17 protein-coding genes are annotated in these 14,337 nt (G+C 60.4%); 10 read left to right on the top strand and 7 right to left on the bottom strand.

The window, feature by feature from the left end:
* Positions 1-4: 4 nt before the first annotated feature.
* Entirely contained in the window at positions 5-862 is an 858-nt protein-coding gene (gene asd, locus ACZ5SR_RS15645; protein ID WP_464449528.1) for an archaetidylserine decarboxylase, read from the bottom strand.
* 70 nt (positions 863-932) lie between these two features.
* Here asd and ACZ5SR_RS15640 point away from each other — a divergent pair, with 70 nt between their 5' ends.
* The 3 genes from ACZ5SR_RS15640 to ACZ5SR_RS15630 are packed head-to-tail and all read left to right on the top strand — an operon-like array spanning position 933 to position 3,169.
* On the top strand, positions 933-1,862 hold the full coding sequence (locus tag ACZ5SR_RS15640) for an ATP-binding cassette domain-containing protein (RefSeq protein ID WP_464449527.1): 930 nt from the start codon (positions 933-935) through the stop codon (positions 1,860-1,862).
* A 2-nt stretch (positions 1,863-1,864) separates the two neighbouring features.
* A complete protein-coding gene (locus ACZ5SR_RS15635) occupies positions 1,865-2,671 on the top strand; it encodes an ABC transporter permease (RefSeq protein ID WP_464449526.1) in 807 nt (268 codons plus the stop codon).
* Positions 2,672-2,677: 6 nt separating this feature from the next.
* Positions 2,678-3,169: a hypothetical protein gene (locus ACZ5SR_RS15630; protein WP_464449525.1), complete on the top strand. Its 492-nt coding sequence runs from the start codon at positions 2,678-2,680 to the stop codon at positions 3,167-3,169.
* Here the strand turns inward: ACZ5SR_RS15630 and ACZ5SR_RS15625 are convergent.
* Both ACZ5SR_RS15625 and ACZ5SR_RS15620 read right to left on the bottom strand, forming a co-directional pair.
* Positions 3,157-3,417, bottom strand: a complete 261-nt coding sequence (locus tag ACZ5SR_RS15625) for a hypothetical protein (RefSeq protein ID WP_464449524.1) — start codon at positions 3,415-3,417, stop codon at positions 3,157-3,159. The two genes, ACZ5SR_RS15630 and ACZ5SR_RS15625, sit on opposite strands and share 13 nt — an antisense overlap.
* Positions 3,359-3,538 (bottom strand): hypothetical protein, encoded by a 180-nt coding sequence (locus ACZ5SR_RS15620; protein WP_464451072.1) that lies wholly within the window; start codon positions 3,536-3,538, stop codon positions 3,359-3,361. Before ACZ5SR_RS15620 ends, ACZ5SR_RS15625 begins: the two co-directional genes overlap by 59 nt.
* Before the next feature lie 32 nt (positions 3,539-3,570).
* Here ACZ5SR_RS15620 and ACZ5SR_RS15615 point away from each other — a divergent pair, with 32 nt between their 5' ends.
* A complete protein-coding gene (locus tag ACZ5SR_RS15615) occupies positions 3,571-4,419 on the top strand; it encodes a 3-hydroxybutyryl-CoA dehydrogenase (RefSeq protein ID WP_464449523.1) in 849 nt (282 codons plus the stop codon).
* 1 nt (position 4,420) lies between these two features.
* Positions 4,421-5,227, top strand: coding sequence for a crotonase/enoyl-CoA hydratase family protein (locus ACZ5SR_RS15610; protein WP_464449522.1), 807 nt, complete (start codon positions 4,421-4,423; stop codon positions 5,225-5,227).
* Between the two features lie 37 nt (positions 5,228-5,264).
* Here ACZ5SR_RS15610 and ACZ5SR_RS15605 read toward each other — a convergent pair whose 3' ends face one another.
* Entirely contained in the window at positions 5,265-5,690 is a 426-nt protein-coding gene (locus ACZ5SR_RS15605; RefSeq protein WP_464449521.1) for a potassium channel family protein, read from the bottom strand.
* A gap of 78 nt (positions 5,691-5,768) precedes the next feature.
* Between ACZ5SR_RS15605 and ACZ5SR_RS15600 the strand changes: the two genes are divergently transcribed.
* The gene (locus ACZ5SR_RS15600) at positions 5,769-6,791 is read left to right on the top strand and encodes a serine/threonine protein kinase (protein WP_464449520.1); all 1,023 of its coding nucleotides are present in this window, start codon (positions 5,769-5,771) and stop codon (positions 6,789-6,791) included.
* 2 nt (positions 6,792-6,793) lie between these two features.
* Here ACZ5SR_RS15600 and ACZ5SR_RS15595 read toward each other — a convergent pair whose 3' ends face one another.
* The 3 genes from ACZ5SR_RS15595 to ACZ5SR_RS15585 are packed head-to-tail and all read right to left on the bottom strand — an operon-like array spanning position 6,794 to position 9,946.
* Positions 6,794-7,777, bottom strand: coding sequence for a glucokinase (locus tag ACZ5SR_RS15595; RefSeq protein ID WP_464449519.1), 984 nt, complete (start codon positions 7,775-7,777; stop codon positions 6,794-6,796).
* Between the two features lie 5 nt (positions 7,778-7,782).
* On the bottom strand, positions 7,783-9,270 hold the full coding sequence (locus ACZ5SR_RS15590) for a sensor histidine kinase (protein ID WP_464449518.1): 1,488 nt from the start codon (positions 9,268-9,270) through the stop codon (positions 7,783-7,785).
* Between the two features lie 7 nt (positions 9,271-9,277).
* Positions 9,278-9,946, bottom strand: coding sequence for a response regulator transcription factor (locus ACZ5SR_RS15585; RefSeq protein WP_464449517.1), 669 nt, complete (start codon positions 9,944-9,946; stop codon positions 9,278-9,280).
* A gap of 198 nt (positions 9,947-10,144) precedes the next feature.
* Between ACZ5SR_RS15585 and ACZ5SR_RS15580 the strand changes: the two genes are divergently transcribed.
* The 4 genes from ACZ5SR_RS15580 (at position 10,145) to ACZ5SR_RS15565 (ending at position 14,309) form a co-directional block, all read left to right on the top strand.
* Positions 10,145-11,383 (top strand): ABC transporter substrate-binding protein, encoded by a 1,239-nt coding sequence (locus tag ACZ5SR_RS15580; RefSeq protein ID WP_464451071.1) that lies wholly within the window; start codon positions 10,145-10,147, stop codon positions 11,381-11,383.
* A gap of 116 nt (positions 11,384-11,499) precedes the next feature.
* A complete protein-coding gene (locus ACZ5SR_RS15575; protein ID WP_464449516.1) occupies positions 11,500-12,378 on the top strand; it encodes a carbohydrate ABC transporter permease in 879 nt (292 codons plus the stop codon).
* On the top strand, positions 12,375-13,229 hold the full coding sequence (locus ACZ5SR_RS15570; protein ID WP_464449515.1) for a carbohydrate ABC transporter permease: 855 nt from the start codon (positions 12,375-12,377) through the stop codon (positions 13,227-13,229). Before ACZ5SR_RS15575 ends, ACZ5SR_RS15570 begins: the two co-directional genes overlap by 4 nt.
* A gap of 12 nt (positions 13,230-13,241) precedes the next feature.
* Positions 13,242-14,309, top strand: a complete 1,068-nt coding sequence (locus tag ACZ5SR_RS15565) for an ABC transporter ATP-binding protein (protein ID WP_464449514.1) — start codon at positions 13,242-13,244, stop codon at positions 14,307-14,309.
* The last annotated feature ends 28 nt before the right edge of the window (positions 14,310-14,337 follow it).

Genomic DNA, 14,337 nt, shown 5'->3' with positions numbered 1-14,337 from the left:
CCCATTAATTCAGCGATCCCATCGTCTCGCCCATGACGATAGGGCGAGCGGGTGTCCAGTCTGAGTTGAACTGCATCACCCCTTTGGGGAACAGCATCACCACGGTGGAGCCGAGCAAGAAGCGCCCCATCTCTTCGCCTTGCGCCAAGGTGATGCTGCCCATCTCGTAGGTCCATTCACGCACCGTGCCGGGCCGTGGAGGGTTGACCACGCCGTGCCACACCGTGGCCATGCTGCCCACAATGGTGGCGCCCACCAACACCATCACAAAGGGGCCTTGCGCACCTTCAAACACGCACACCACCCGTTCGTTGCGGGCAAACAGGCCCGGCACGCCGCGTGCTGTGGTCGGGTTGACCGAGAACAAATCGCCCGGCACATAAATCATGCGCGTCAGGCGACCTGCGCAAGGCATGTGGATGCGGTGGTAATCACGCGGGCTCAGGTACAGCGTGGCAAATTCGCCGTCTTGAAATTGCGCCGCCAAAGCGGCGTCGCCACCCACGAGTGCCCGGGTGCTGTAGCTGTGGCCCTTGGCTTGGAAGACTTGGTCACCCGCAATCGGGCCACACTGGCTTATGGCCCCGTCCACCGGGCTCGCGTAGGCGGCTGCGGCCAAAGGGCGTGCGCTGGCTTTGAGCGGGCGGGTGAAAAACTCGTTGAAGCTCTTGTAGCTGCCCGTGTCCGGGTTGGCCGCTTCGCTCATGTTCACGTTGTAGCGCTTGACGAACCAGTCAATGATTCCGGTGGTCGCGCCGCCCCACTGGCTGCCCGCCACCCAACCCGCAAAGGCGGTCAGGGCTTGTTTGGGGATCAGGTACTGCGGCAAAACCGCCAAGCGGTCAGAAAAGGAAGGGGACATGTGGAGGCCGCCAAAGCGGTTCAAGAGAATGCCTTGATTTTATCGGGCTGACCGCAGGCAAAATGCAGCCATGAACTCCCCACTGCTTTCGGTCGAACATCTGGTCAAACGCTACGGCGATGCGACGGTGGTCAACGACCTGTCTTTCCACATCGAGCCCGGCGAATGCCTGGGCGTGATCGGCCCCAACGGCGCGGGCAAAACCACCACGCTGCGCATGTGCCTCGGGTTGTCGCAACCGGATGGGGGTTCCATCCGATATTTCGACGGTTTGCAAATGCCGCGTGACGCGCTGGCCATCAAGGCCCGCTTGGGCGTGGTGGCGCAAATGGACACGCTCGACCCGGACTTCACAGCCGAAGAAAACCTCTTGGTCTTTGGCCGCTACTTTGGCTTGCCCGACGCGGTGATCCGCGAACGCATTCCCCAACTGCTGGAGTTTGGCGCGCTCAGCCACAAAGCCAAAGCCAAGCCCGGCGAGTTGTCGGGCGGCATGAAACGGCGCTTGAGTTTGTCTCGCGCCCTCATCAACCACCCGCAACTGCTCATGCTGGACGAGCCCACCACGGGTCTGGACCCGCAGGCGCGCCACCTCATGTGGGAGCGGCTGCAGGTGCTGCTGCAAGAAGGCAAGTCCATCTTGCTCACCACCCATTTCATGGACGAAGCCGAACGCCTGTGTTCACGCCTTTTGGTACTGGACCAAGGGCGCAAGATCGCCGAAGGCAAACCCCGCGATTTGATCGCCGAGCACTTGGAGCCCGAAGTGGTGGAGGTGTTTGGCCAGGGCGCGGTGGCGCTGGCGCAAGAGGCCAGCTTGAAAGCCCTGGCTGGCCGGGTGGAGGTCAGCGGCGAGACCGTGTTCTTCTACACCCAAGACAGCCGCGCCTTGATGCATGCTTTAGAGGGCTGGCCTGCGCTGCGCACCTTGCACCGCCCTTCCAATTTGGAAGACCTGTTCCTGAAGTTAACCGGACGCCAGATCCGCGAGGAGGGTTGAACATGAGCCAAATTCAAAACAACATCTGGGCCGCCCCCCGCCTGTCCATGCGCTGGTGGCCTGTGTTTCAGCGAAACTGGCTGGTCTGGAAAAAGCTGGCCATCCCCAGCTTGGTGGGCAACATCGCCGAGCCGCTCATGTGGCTGGTGGCCTTTGGCTACGGCTTGGGTTCGCTCGTTGGGCAAATTGAGCTGGGTGGCGAGAAGGTGCCCTACATCCTGTTCTTGGCCAGCGGCAGCATCTGCATGAGTGCCATGAACGCGGCCACCTTTGAGGCCTTGTACTCTGCGTTCTCGCGCATGCATGTGCAAAAAACCTGGGACGGCATCATGAACGCCCCGGTGCGATTGGACGATGTGGTGCTGGCCGAAATGCTCTGGGCCGCTTTCAAAGCGCTGTTCACCGTGACGGCCATTCTGGGTGTGATGATGGCCTTGGGCATCAGCCACAGCTGGAAGCTGTTGGTCGCTTGGCCGGTGCTGCTGGGCGTGGGCATCACCTTCAGCTGCATGGCGCTGATCTTCAACGCCCTGGCCAAAGGCTACGACTTCTTCACCTACTATTTCACCCTGTTCCTCACGCCCATGATGTTCCTCTCTGGCATCTTTTTCCCGCGTGATCAACTGCCCGCCTTTGTGCGCGTGATCGCCGACTGGCTCCCGCTGTCGGTGGCGGTGGACTTGGTGCGGCCCTTGTTTTTGGACCGCTGGCCAGACCAACCGCTGCGCCATGTGCTGGTGCTGGCGCTGTTTGCGGTGGTGTCGTTCTGGATTGCGTTGGCGTTGACGAGGAAGCGGTTCAGGAGTTGAGTGAACATGAGAGAGGATCGACAGCTTTATACATTTGGTCAAAACATTGAATTGCTAAAGCAGTTGAATGCGCACTGCATAAGCTATTTGCTTGTTGGTGGCCTTGCTGTCAGTTGGTATTGCCCGAGCCGTCAAGCACAAGATATGGATCTATTGATTGACCCTAATCCTTTGAATGCAGACAAACTTGAAAAAATACTAAGTCAGTGGGGCATTGTTTCATCGAGATTGGATGGGCCACATCGCCTACTCGTATTGAAATCGGTCCACTATGCAGATCTACTAACCCCGCCAGCGGAGTGGCCAAAGTACGAAGAAATTTCAATGCGTGCAGGAACATGCCGTGTCGCAGGAGAGGTTGTTCCTGTTGTCTCCATTCGAAATCTTATTCGACTGAAAGAAATTGCATGTGTTGCGCAGCCGGATAATTCAGAAAAGCACATGTCAGACATCAAGACGTTGAAAGCGGTGTTGCTTAGCAGTCATCAAATCGAGTAGACCCAATTGATTTGGCCCGGTAAACACCGTGTCTCCAAATCGTAGTTCTCTACCGCAAATGCCCGCGCCTGCGCCCCCAGCCTGGCCCGTTCAGCCGGGTCGTCACACAGCGCAATCACCTGCCGTGCCAGCGTCGCCGGGTCAAAGAAGTCCACCAGTTGTCCGGTCTCTTCATGGCGAAGCCGGCGCTCATGGCTTCGAGCAGGCTTCAGTTGAGTACAAAGGGCTAGGGTCAGTGCGGATGCCATCGTCGATGACCGCGCTGCGCGATGCAAAAGTCTCAGGAAACAGCAACGCCTGCCAGTTTGTGGGCGCAGTGTCAGGGTGGCGAGTTTCGGCCCCGTTAAGATGTCTGCTGAACCCCTTTATTCTGATCTTTACCCCGTTTTGAAAGAAAGAACATGAGCATCCAAACCGTAGGCATCATTGGCGCAGGCACCATGGGCAATGGCATTGCACAGGCGTGTGCCGTCTCTGGCATCAACGTCGTGATGGTGGACATTTCTGACGCGGCCGTGGCCAAAGGCGTGGCTACCGTGGCGGGCAGTCTGGACCGTCTGGTCAAGAAAGAAAAAATCAGCGAAGCCGACAAGGCCGCAGCGTTGGCGCGCATCCAAGGCTCCAGCAATTACGACGACCTCAAGGGCGCCCAGCTGGTCATCGAAGCCGCCACCGAAAACCACGAACTCAAGGTCAAGATCCTGAAGCAGCTCGACGGCATGCTGGCCCCCAACGTGATCATCGCGTCCAACACTTCTTCGATTTCGATCACCCAGCTGGCCGCTGCCACGCAGCGTGCTGACCGCTTCATCGGCATGCACTTCTTCAACCCCGTGCCCATGATGGCGCTGGTCGAAATCATCCGTGGCCTGCAGACCAGCGACGCCACGCACGACGCGGTGCATGACATGGCGCTGGCCTTGGGCAAGACGCCCATCACCGTGAAGAACGCTCCCGGCTTTGTGGTCAACCGCATCTTGGTGCCCATGATCAACGAAGCCTTCTTTGTGCTCGGCGAAGGCCTGGCCGAAGCCGAGGCGATTGACGCGGGCATGAAGCTTGGCTGCAACCAACCCATTGGCCCGTTGGCGCTGGCCGACATGATCGGCCTCGATGTGTGCTTGGCTGTCATGGAGGTTTACCTCAAGGAATTTGGCGACAGCAAATACCGCCCCAGCCCGCTGCTGAAGGAAATGGTGGCTGCAGGCCGCTTGGGCCGCAAGACAGGTCAGGGCGTTTACAAGTACTGAGATGCAAACCATCCCCCACCCCGAAGGCCAGATTGACTGCACCGTGCACGGTGCAGTCCTTCAGATTTGCATCAACCGCCCTGCTAAGCGGAACGGATTCACGCCCAAGATGTTCCGCGAGCTGGGCGAGGCCTACACCCGGCTCGACGATGACTCTGCGCTGCGCGTGGGTGTGTTGTGCGCCACGGGCGACCATTTCACCGCCGGGCTGGATCTGCCCACCATCGCACCCCTCATGCAGCGCGGCGAAAAGGCCGTGCCGCTGGGCTTGGTGGACCCGCTGAACCTGGGCATGGACGGGTATCGCCGACGCACCAAACCCATGGTGGTGGCGGTGCAGGGCATCACTTACACACTGGGCATCGAGCTGATGCTGGCCGCCGACATCGTGGTCGCAGCCGACGACTGCCGGTTTTCACAGTTGGAGGTGCAGCGCGGCATCATGGCCACGGGCGGGGCCACGCTGCGCATGGCAGAGCGGGCGGGCATGGGCAATGCGCTTTTGCATTTGCTTACGGCCGATGTGTTCGACAGCGCCGAAGCGCTGCGCCTTAACTTTGTGCAAAAGGTGGTGCCTGCGGCGGGTCTACTGGCCGAGGCCATGCGCATTGCCGAGTTGATCGCCGCGCAAGCACCGTTGGCGGTGGTGGCCACGCGTCAGAACGTGCTCAAAGCCGTGGAGCACGGCCCGGCTGTGGCGATGCAAGATTTTCTGCCTGTGCAGCAGCGCCTGTCGCGCAGCGATGATGCGGCAGAGGGCGTGCGCTCTTTTGTCGAAAAACGCGCAGCCCGCTTCACCGGGCAATGACGCGATGCACCTGACGGCTACGCGTCAGGGTTTTGTCTCAGGGTTTGGTTTCAGGCGGCTCAGCCCGCGCCTGAAGCTCGCGCCGCAGATCGGCCACATCCTGTCGCAGGTGCCTGATTTCCCGCATCAGGTCTTTTTCAATCTGGCGCTCTTCGTCTTCGACTTCTTTTTCTACAAAGATGGCCGACAGCGAAGCGGTCACCAGCGACAGCACAGCCAGCCCCAGCAGCACCACAACCACCGAAAAAGCGCGTGAGGCGTGGGTGGAGGGCACCACATCGCCAAAGCCCACAGTGGCTGCGGTGGTGAAAGCCAGCCAAAGGCCATCGGACAAGGTGTCGATGCCCGGGTCGATGACCCAAAACCCCACACCGCCAAGCCCCAGGATGGCCAAGGCCAACAAGAGTGAATACACAAGGCCCTGTCGAATCAGGCGGTTAAGGCGTTTGGGAGGTTGTCGCATCCTGTGATTTTCCACCAAAGCGACTGAGTGCTCAGCCCCTGGCGCTGACGCCAGCTTGCGCTGCGCCACAATCGGTGCATGACCGATACCCCCGACAAGCGCCACCCTTATGCCGAACTCACCCCCGACCGGGTGATGGACGCCTTGCAGGATCTGGGCCTGTGGCCCGATGGCCGTTTGCTGGCGCTCAGCTCTTACGAAAACCGCGTCTACCGTGCGCACCTGGATGAGCCGGTGCAAGGCAGCTCGGCGGTGGTGCTCAAGTTTTACCGGCCTGGGCGATGGAGCCGCGAACAAATTCAGGAAGAGCACGACTTTGCCGCCGAGTTGTTGGCGGCCGAGGTGCCAGTGGTACCCCCCATGCGCTTGAACGGGCAGACCTTGCACAGCAGCGCCGGGTTCGATTTTTCGGTCAGTCCCTTGCGCGGTGGCCGCACGCCTGAGCTTGATGACTTTGAGGTGCTGGAATGGATTGGCCGCTTTTTGGCCCGTATCCACACCGTGGGCGCGGCCAAGCCCTTTGCACACCGTCCCAGGCTCGACGTGCAGACCTTCGCGCTTGAACCTGCCCAGTGGTTGCAAACCCACCAGATGATTCCACTGGAGGTTGAGCGCGAATGGCGCGATGCCTTGGTGCCTGCGCTGGCTTTGATCCAGGAAGCTTTTGCCCAAGGCGCTGCAGACCGCCGGCTGATTCGCCTGCATGGCGACTGCCACCCCGGCAACATTTTGTGGACGCCCACCGAGCTGCCCGGCGGTGGCCCGCACTTTGTGGATTTGGACGACGCGCGAATGGGCCCCGCCGTGCAAGACCTGTGGATGCTGTTGTCGGGCGACCGTGCGCAGCGCACGCAACATCTTTCAGCGCTGATGGATGGCTATGAACAGGTGCGCGATTTTGACCGCGCCGAGTTGCGCTTGATCGAGCCACTGCGCACCTTGCGTTTGATTCACTACAGCGCCTGGCTGGCGCGGCGCTGGGAAGACCCGATCTTCCCGGTCAACTTCCCGTGGTTTGGCACGCCCGACTACTGGCGTGGCCAGGTGTTGATGCTGCAAGAACAGGTCGAGCAGATGCAGGAGGCAGCGCTGGTGGTGTGAGGTCAGCGCTGCGCAGGCATCACGCCCAAGCCCATGGCGCAACCGATCAACGCAGGTTGCTCGGCGCGGATCACATAGGTGGGGATGCGCTTCATATAGTGTTCAAAGCGGCCTTTGGCTTCAAACGCAGCCCGAAAACCCGACTGCGCAAAGTAGTCACCCAAGCGTCCGATCACACCGCCACCGATGTAAATGCCACCGCGTGCGCCAAGCGTCACGGCCAGGTTGGCAGCGGCGTTGCCCAGCAGGCGGCACATGCGTTCCAGCGCTTCTTCGCAAGCCACATCCTGGGTGGCCAGCGCACGTTCGGTCACTTGCGCGGCGGCCAGGGGTTCGGCATCGGTGCCGTTGAGTTCGCAAATGGCTCGGTACAAATTTTCCAGCCCCATGCCCGAGATGGCGCGCTCGGCAGAGACGTGCGGATAGGTGCGCCACAGGATGCGCAAGATGTCAGCTTCGCGCGCGCAGGTGGGCGACAGGCTCACATGGCCGCCTTCGCCTGCAATGGGCACCCAGTCGCCACGGCGCGAGCGCACGAGCGATGACACGCCCAGCCCGGTGCCGGGGCCGATCAGGCCTTTGGGCGCATCGGGCACGGGCTCGCCCGAGCCGATCTGTTCCAAATCGCGGCCTTGCAGTGCGGGTGCGGCCATGGCCATGGCTTCCCAGTCGTTGAGCATCAGCAATTGCTCCAGGCCCAGCGCTTGGCGTGTAGCCTCGATGGAGAACTGCCAGTGGTTGTTGGTCATCTTCAGCACATCGCCGTCGATGGGGTTGGCAATGGCAATGCAGGCGTGTTGCACCGCAGGCTGGCCCACGCGTGCCAGATAGGTTTGGACGGCCCCGGCCAAGTCGGCAAATTGCCCCGTGGGCAAAGTGATTTCGTTTGCGATGGGCATGCCGTCGCCGTGCACCAAGGCAAAGCGGGCGTTGGTACCACCAATGTCGCCCAGCAGGCGAGGGGTGGCGATGTGCAAGGTGTTCATGGTCATCAAGGGCGGTTGGACAAAGGCAGTTCAATGCGCACGCACAGGCCTTGGGGCTGGGCTTCGGTCAAGGTGACCCGCCCTGCGTGGCGCTCAGCAATTTCTTTGACAATGGCAAGCCCTAAGCCGCAGCCGTTGCCCGTGTCGGTGGCACGCACAAAGCGTTCGAACACGCGCTCGCGGTCTTGTGGGGGCAGGCCTGGTCCGGTGTCAGAGACTTGTATCAACGCCCGTGGCTGGGCGATGGTCATGTCGGCGCTCACGCGCACGGTGATCTGACTGCCCGTGCCCGCATAGTGGAGCGCGTTGTCGATCAGGTTGGTCAGGGCTTCCCGTATCAGCAGCTCATTGCCTTGCACCCATACCGGATCGTTGGCTGTTTCGTCCATGCCCAAATCGATCTTGGCACGCAGCGCACGCGGCACCCATTCGGCCGTCAGTTTGTTGGCCATGCGCAGCAGGTCAAAGCGTTGGCGGTCTTGCGCCATCACCGATTCAGGCTCGGCCCGCGCCAGCGTGAGCAGCTGGTTGACGAGGTGGGCACTGCGCGTGGCGCTGTCGTGCACCCGCTGCAAGCGGGCGTGCAGCTCGGGGTCGTTGGTCAGTTGGAGGGCGATTTCGGTTTGGCTTTTGAGGCCTGCCAAAGGGGTGCGAAGCTGGTGCGCGGCGTCGCCAATGAAACGCTTTTGCGTGGCCACCGTGTTTTGCACCGCCGACAGCAGCGTGTTGATGGCCATGGCCAGTGACCAAAGCTCGCGTGGTGCAGAGGCCAGTTGCAAGGGGGCCAAGTCGGTGGGGGCGCGGCCTTCCACCTGTTGGCGCAAGCGCGCCAGTGGTGAAAGGCCCGCACGGATGCCCAGCCATACGATCAGCGTCATCAACAGTACCAGGCTTGACATGGGCAGCAGCATGTCCACCAAGATGCGTTGCGCTAGTTCTTCGCGGTTGGCACTGCTGCGGGCCACTTGCACCAGCATGGTTTGCGGCTTGGCTTGGTCATCGCCAAAACTCAGGTAAAGGGCCACCACGCGCAAGGCTTGGTCGGGTGCCAGCGTGGTCGGGTTGGCCGCAAGGCTGCCGTCGTAAAAATAAGGCGTGTCCAGCGGGTAGGGTGATCGGGTGTGGTCGTCTTTGACTTGGCCAGCGCGCAAAGGCGGTGAAGGTAGCGCTTGGTTGCCCAAAATGAATTGACCTGGCGGCGAACTGACCATGTAGAGCAAACGGTCCTTAGGGTCGGCTTCCAGCACGTCTTGCGCTGCTTTGGGAAAGTCAATCAGCAAGCCGTTGCCAATGGGTTTGAGCTGGCGTGCCAAGGAGCGGCTGGCCTGCAGCAAGCTGGCATCAATGGCTTGGTTGGCATAGCTGGCAGCAAACTTATAGGTGGCTACGCCGCCCGCCATCCACAAAACCAACTGGGGCAGTAAAACCCACAGCAAGAGTTGCCGCGCCAGTGAGACGCCTGCTTGGCCTGTGGGCAGTGCTGGGCTGTTCATCGGCAAATCAAGCTTCGGTTTCGAGCAAATAGCCTAAGCCGCGCACGGTGCGAATGCCAAGACGCGCGCCTTCGAGCTTGCGCCGCAGACGGTGTATGTACACCTCGATTGAGTTACCGCCCGCGCTCTCACCACTGTCGTCGGTCCAAGCTTGGTGGATGTGCTCTTTTGTGACTACTTGGTCACGTTGCTGCACCAGCAATTCCAGCAGCGTCCATTCGCGGCCGCTCAGCTCCAGTGGCTCCCCGCCCAAGAGGGCGCGGCGCGTGGCTTTGTCTAAGGTCAGCGCCCCAGCCAATGTCGTGGTGTTGGCCGGTTGGGTGCGCCGCAGCAGGGCTTGCAGGCGGGCCAACAGTTCCGGGAAGTCAAAGGGCTTGGTCACGTAATCGTCGGCCCCCGCCTGCAGGCCCGCTACCCGGTCGTCCAGTGCATCGCGGGCTGTGAGCAAGACCACGGGCAAGCTGGCCTGGGTTTGGCGTACATGCTGCAACACGGCCAAGCCGTCCAGCATGGGCAAGCCAATGTCGAGCACCGCGATATCGAACACGTGCTTGTGCAACAAATAATCGGCCACGGCCCCGTTGGGGGCATGTTCCACCTCAAAACCGGCACGGCCCAGCTGGGTTTGCAGGGCGTCGGCCAGCATGGCATCGTCTTCGGCGAGCAGCAATTTCATGGCGGCAAGCTTAATGGATTGTTCAACTAATGGGCCGGTTGGCCCAGAAATGGGGCTCAGGGTTTAACCTAGTGTTAATAAATTAATGGGATATTAATATTCGCTCGTCGAGGATCAAACCAGGCCGATCCGCCCCCTCGCACATCAACACTGGGCCTTGTGTGCCCCAACTGGGAGACTCTCTTGAAAAGCTTAAAAATGTTCCAGCGCTCGATTTTGGCCACAGCCGCTGTCTTGGCCGTGGCGGCCCATGCCGGTGAAGTCGAAGTGCTGCACTACTGGACCAGCGGCGGCGAAGCCAAATCCGCCGCAGCCCTGAAGGCCACTTTGCAAGGCAAAGGTCACACCTGGAAAGATTTCGCCGTGGCCGGCGGCGGCGGTGACAACGCCATGACCGTGCTCAAGTCGCGCGTGGTCTCGGGCAATGCCCCAGCGGCGGCTCAGATCAAGGGTCCCGCTTTGCAAGAGTGGGCCGGTGAAGGCGTGTTGGCCAACATCGACGATGTGGCCAAGGCTGAGAAGTGGGACAGCCTGCTGCCCCCCGTGGTCGCCAACGTCATGAAATACAAGGGCAACTACATCGCCGCGCCCGTGAACGTGCACCGTGTGAACTGGCTGTGGGCCAGCAATGCCGCGTTCAAAAAGGCTGGTGCCAAAGTGCCGACCAACTGGGACGAGTTCTTTGTCGCTGCTGAAGCCCTGAAAAAGGCCGGCATCATCCCCGTGGCCCACGGTGGCCAAAACTGGCAAGACTTCACCACGTTTGAAAGCGTGGCCCTGGGCGTTGGCGGTGCCGACTTCTACAAAAAGGCCTTGGTGCAACTGGACCAAGCCACTTTGACTGGCGCCACCATGACCAAGGTGCTCGACACCTTCAAGAAGGTCAAGACCTACACCGACAAAAACGCCCCTGGCCGCGACTGGAACTTGGCGACCGCCATGGTCATCAAGGGCGAAGCTGGAATGCAGCTGATGGGTGACTGGGCCAAGGGCGAATTCGTCGCCGCTGGCAAAAAGCCCGGCGCTGATTTCTCTTGCGTGGCAGCCCCTGGCACCGCCAAGTCCTTCACCTTCAACGTGGACTCGTTTGCCATGTTCAAGCTGAAAAACGATGACAACACCAAGGCTCAGAAAGACCTGGCCTCGGCCATCATGTCCACCGACTTCCAGGAAGTGTTCAACCTGAACAAGGGTTCGATCCCTGTGCGCCTGAACATGAACCTGGCCAAGTTTGATGACTGCGCCAAGCTCAGCTCCAACGACTTCGTGTCCACCGCCAAGAGCGGGGGTTTGGTGCCCTCTGTGGCGCACGGCATGGCCATTGGCTCGGCCACATCGGGTGCGATCCAGGACGCGGTCAGCCAGTTCTGGAACGACGACAAGATGAGCACCAAAGACGCTCAAGCCAAGATCGCTTCGGCCGCCAAGGTCAAGTGAGTCTTTGAGTCGGCCATGCGGTCGGCTCGCACAAGCCTCTCGGGCTTGTTGTTTCTTTAGCCGCCGGGCTGCAGGTCACGAGCTTGCAGCCCGAGCCGGTCTCGATTGGATCACCCATGTCTGCATCATCTCCCCAGCAAGCCTCGTGGCTGCCCAAGCTGGTCATTGCGCCCAGCTTTGTGCTGTCGCTGCTTTTCATCTATGGTCTGATGGCCTGGAACGGCTATTTATCCGTGTCCGCCTCGCGACTGTTGCCCAATTACGACTTTGTGGGCCTGCAGCATTACGTCAGCTTGATGGACAGCGATCGCTTTCAGGTGGCCATGCGCAACATGGCGGTGTTTGGCCTGTTGTTCATTGGCGGGGCCATGGTGCTGGGGGTGCTGTTGGCCATACTTCTCGACCAGAAGGTACGTGGTGAAGGCGTCTTGCGCACCATTTACCTCTATCCCATGGCGATCTCCTTCATCGTCACCGGCACCGCATGGAAGTGGATGCTGAACCCAGGTCTTGGGCTGGAGCACTTGATGCGCAGCTGGGGCTTTGAGAGCTTCAGTTTTGACTGGCTTGTTCAGCAAGACATGGCGATTTATTGCGTGGTGATTGCGGGCGTGTGGCAAAGCGCGGGCTTTGTCATGGCGCTGTTTTTGGCAGCGCTGCGCGGCATCGACGACTCGATCATCAAAGCCGCACAAGTCGACGGTGCGAGCTTGCCACGCATCTACTGGCGCATCATTTTGCCCAGCTTGGGCCCGGTGTTTTTCAGCACCTTGTTGGTGGTCTCGCACTTGGCCATCAAGAGCTTTGACTTGGTCATGGCGCTCACGGCTGGCGGACCAGGTTATGCCACTGACCTGCCAGCCACCTTCATGTACGCCACCGCCTTCACCCGTGGCCAGATTGGCGTGGGCGCTGCCAGTGCCACCGTGATGCTGGCCACCGTGGCGGCGATCGTGGTGCCCTACCTTTATTCTGAATTGCGGAGCAAACGATGAACCGCTTGAATTTTCATCGCCTCGTTCTGTGGACCATATTGCTGCTGTTCGCGGCCTGGTTTTTGGTGCCGCTGTATGTGATGCTGACCACCTCGCTCAAAGATGCCGAACAACTGCGCACAGGCAATTTATTGAGCTTGCCCACCGCGCCCACGTTGGACGCTTGGTTCAAGGCCTGGGGCAGCGCTTGTACCGGGGTGCAGTGCGAAGGTCTTAAGCCCTTCTTCTGGAACTCGATGGTCATGGTCGTGCCCGCGGTGCTGGTTTCGACCTTGATCGGCTCGCTCAATGGTTACGTTTTGAGCAAGTGGAAGTTCCGTGGCAGCGAGACCCTGTTTGCCTTCATGCTCTTTGGCGTATTCATGCCCATGCAAGTGGTGCTTTTGCCCATGAGCCAGGTGCTGGGCTGGCTCGGCGTGGCCAGCTCCATCTGGGGCTTGATGTTGGTGCACGTCGTGGCGGGCATCCCGTCCACCACGTTGTTTTTCCGCAATTACTACATCGGCTTGCCAGACGAGTTGATCAAAGCCGCGCAACTGGATGGCGCGGGATTTTGGATGATTTTCCGGCGCATTGTGTTGCCGCTGTCGCTCCCGATTTTGGTGGTCACGCTGATCTGGCAGTTCACCAACATCTGGAACGACTTTTTGTACGGCGTGGTGTTCTCGGGTGCTGACAGCAAGCCGATCACCGTGGGTCTGAACAACCTGGCCAACACCTCGAGCGCCGTCAAGGAATACAACGTGGACATGGCCGCCGCGCTCATTGCGGCATTGCCCACCCTGTTTGTGTACGTGGTGGCCGGTAAATATTTTGTGCGCGGCCTGACGGCTGGTGCGGTCAAGGGTTAAAGGGAAAACATCATGGGCGCACTCGCCATTCGCAACATCCACAAGACCTACAACGAGACGGTCCACATTCTTAAGGGCATTGATCTGGAGATCGATGCCGGTGAATTTTTGATTTTGGTCGGTCCATCCGGCTGCGGTAAATCGACGCTGCTGTCGATGATCGCGGGTCTGGACCACCCTACCAGTGGCAGCATCCACATCGGTGAGCGCGAGGTGACCAACTTGCCCAGCAAGGACCGCGACATCGCCATGGTGTTCCAGAGCTACGCGCTTTACCCCAACATGACCGTGGCGCAAAACATCGCCTTTGGCCTAGAGATCCGCAAGGTACCCAAGGCCGAGCGCAAGGCCGCTGTGGACCGTGTGTCGGCCATGCTGCAAATCGGCCACCTGCTGGACCGCAAGCCGGGCCAGTTGTCGGGTGGTCAGCGTCAGCGCGTGGCCATGGGCCGTGCTTTGGCGCGTGACCCCAAGCTGTTTTTGTTTGACGAGCCGCTGTCCAACCTGGACGCCAAGCTGCGCGTGGAAATGCGCGCCGAGATCAAGCTGCTGCACCAGCGCACCAAAACCACCACGGTGTATGTGACGCACGACCAGGTCGAAGCCATGACCTTGGGCGACCGCATCGCGGTGATGAAAGATGGCCTGGTACAACAATTCGGCACGCCCGCGCAGATTTACAACCACCCGGCCAACCGCTTTGTGGCAGAGTTCATCGGCTCACCCGCCATGAACATGGTGGATGCCCAGCGATCAGGCCAGGCCCTGACGGCGCACGGTGTCGAACTGCCCCTCACCGACATTCAACGCGCCGCCCTGCACGCCCACGGCAGCGTCGAGCTGGTTTATGGCTTGCGCCCTGAGAGCATCAGCTTTGCGGCGCAAGGCCTGCCTGGCACGCTCAGCATGATCGAGCCCACCGGCCCCGAAACCTATGCCACCGTGGACACAGCTGCGGGCAAACTGACGGCCCGCGTGCCGGGCGTGTTGCAAGCGCAAGTGGGCGATGCCGTGCATCTGCAATGGTCGGCCGAATCATCGCATTTGTTTGGCCGCGCCAGCGGCGTACGGGTGGGTTGATCGTTGAAGAAAGTGCATGTGAGCGCAG

This window comes from Limnohabitans sp. TEGF002 (assembly GCF_055395845.1).
Note: the sequence above shows the minus strand (reverse complement) of the source record. Positions and strands in the feature narration are given on the sequence as shown.

Excerpts from the sequence above, each read along its gene's own strand:
- asd (WP_464449528.1), bottom strand. The coding sequence starts at position 862 with ATGTCCCCTTCCTTTTCTGACCGCTTGGCGGTTTTGCCGCAGTACCTG.
- ACZ5SR_RS15640 (WP_464449527.1), top strand. The coding sequence starts at position 933 with ATGAACTCCCCACTGCTTTCGGTCGAACATCTGGTCAAACGCTACGGC.
- ACZ5SR_RS15635 (WP_464449526.1), top strand. The coding sequence starts at position 1,865 with ATGAGCCAAATTCAAAACAACATCTGGGCCGCCCCCCGCCTGTCCATG.
- ACZ5SR_RS15630 (WP_464449525.1), top strand. The coding sequence starts at position 2,678 with ATGAGAGAGGATCGACAGCTTTATACATTTGGTCAAAACATTGAATTG.
- ACZ5SR_RS15625 (WP_464449524.1), bottom strand. The coding sequence starts at position 3,417 with ATGGCATCCGCACTGACCCTAGCCCTTTGTACTCAACTGAAGCCTGCT.
- ACZ5SR_RS15615 (WP_464449523.1), top strand. The coding sequence starts at position 3,571 with ATGAGCATCCAAACCGTAGGCATCATTGGCGCAGGCACCATGGGCAAT.
- ACZ5SR_RS15610 (WP_464449522.1), top strand. The coding sequence starts at position 4,421 with ATGCAAACCATCCCCCACCCCGAAGGCCAGATTGACTGCACCGTGCAC.
- ACZ5SR_RS15605 (WP_464449521.1), bottom strand. The coding sequence starts at position 5,690 with ATGCGACAACCTCCCAAACGCCTTAACCGCCTGATTCGACAGGGCCTT.
- ACZ5SR_RS15600 (WP_464449520.1), top strand. The coding sequence starts at position 5,769 with ATGACCGATACCCCCGACAAGCGCCACCCTTATGCCGAACTCACCCCC.
- ACZ5SR_RS15595 (WP_464449519.1), bottom strand. The coding sequence starts at position 7,777 with ATGAACACCTTGCACATCGCCACCCCTCGCCTGCTGGGCGACATTGGT.
- ACZ5SR_RS15590 (WP_464449518.1), bottom strand. The coding sequence starts at position 9,270 with ATGAACAGCCCAGCACTGCCCACAGGCCAAGCAGGCGTCTCACTGGCG.
- ACZ5SR_RS15585 (WP_464449517.1), bottom strand. The coding sequence starts at position 9,946 with ATGAAATTGCTGCTCGCCGAAGACGATGCCATGCTGGCCGACGCCCTG.
- ACZ5SR_RS15580 (WP_464451071.1), top strand. The coding sequence starts at position 10,145 with ATGTTCCAGCGCTCGATTTTGGCCACAGCCGCTGTCTTGGCCGTGGCG.
- ACZ5SR_RS15575 (WP_464449516.1), top strand. The coding sequence starts at position 11,500 with ATGTCTGCATCATCTCCCCAGCAAGCCTCGTGGCTGCCCAAGCTGGTC.
- ACZ5SR_RS15570 (WP_464449515.1), top strand. The coding sequence starts at position 12,375 with ATGAACCGCTTGAATTTTCATCGCCTCGTTCTGTGGACCATATTGCTG.
- ACZ5SR_RS15565 (WP_464449514.1), top strand. The coding sequence starts at position 13,242 with ATGGGCGCACTCGCCATTCGCAACATCCACAAGACCTACAACGAGACG.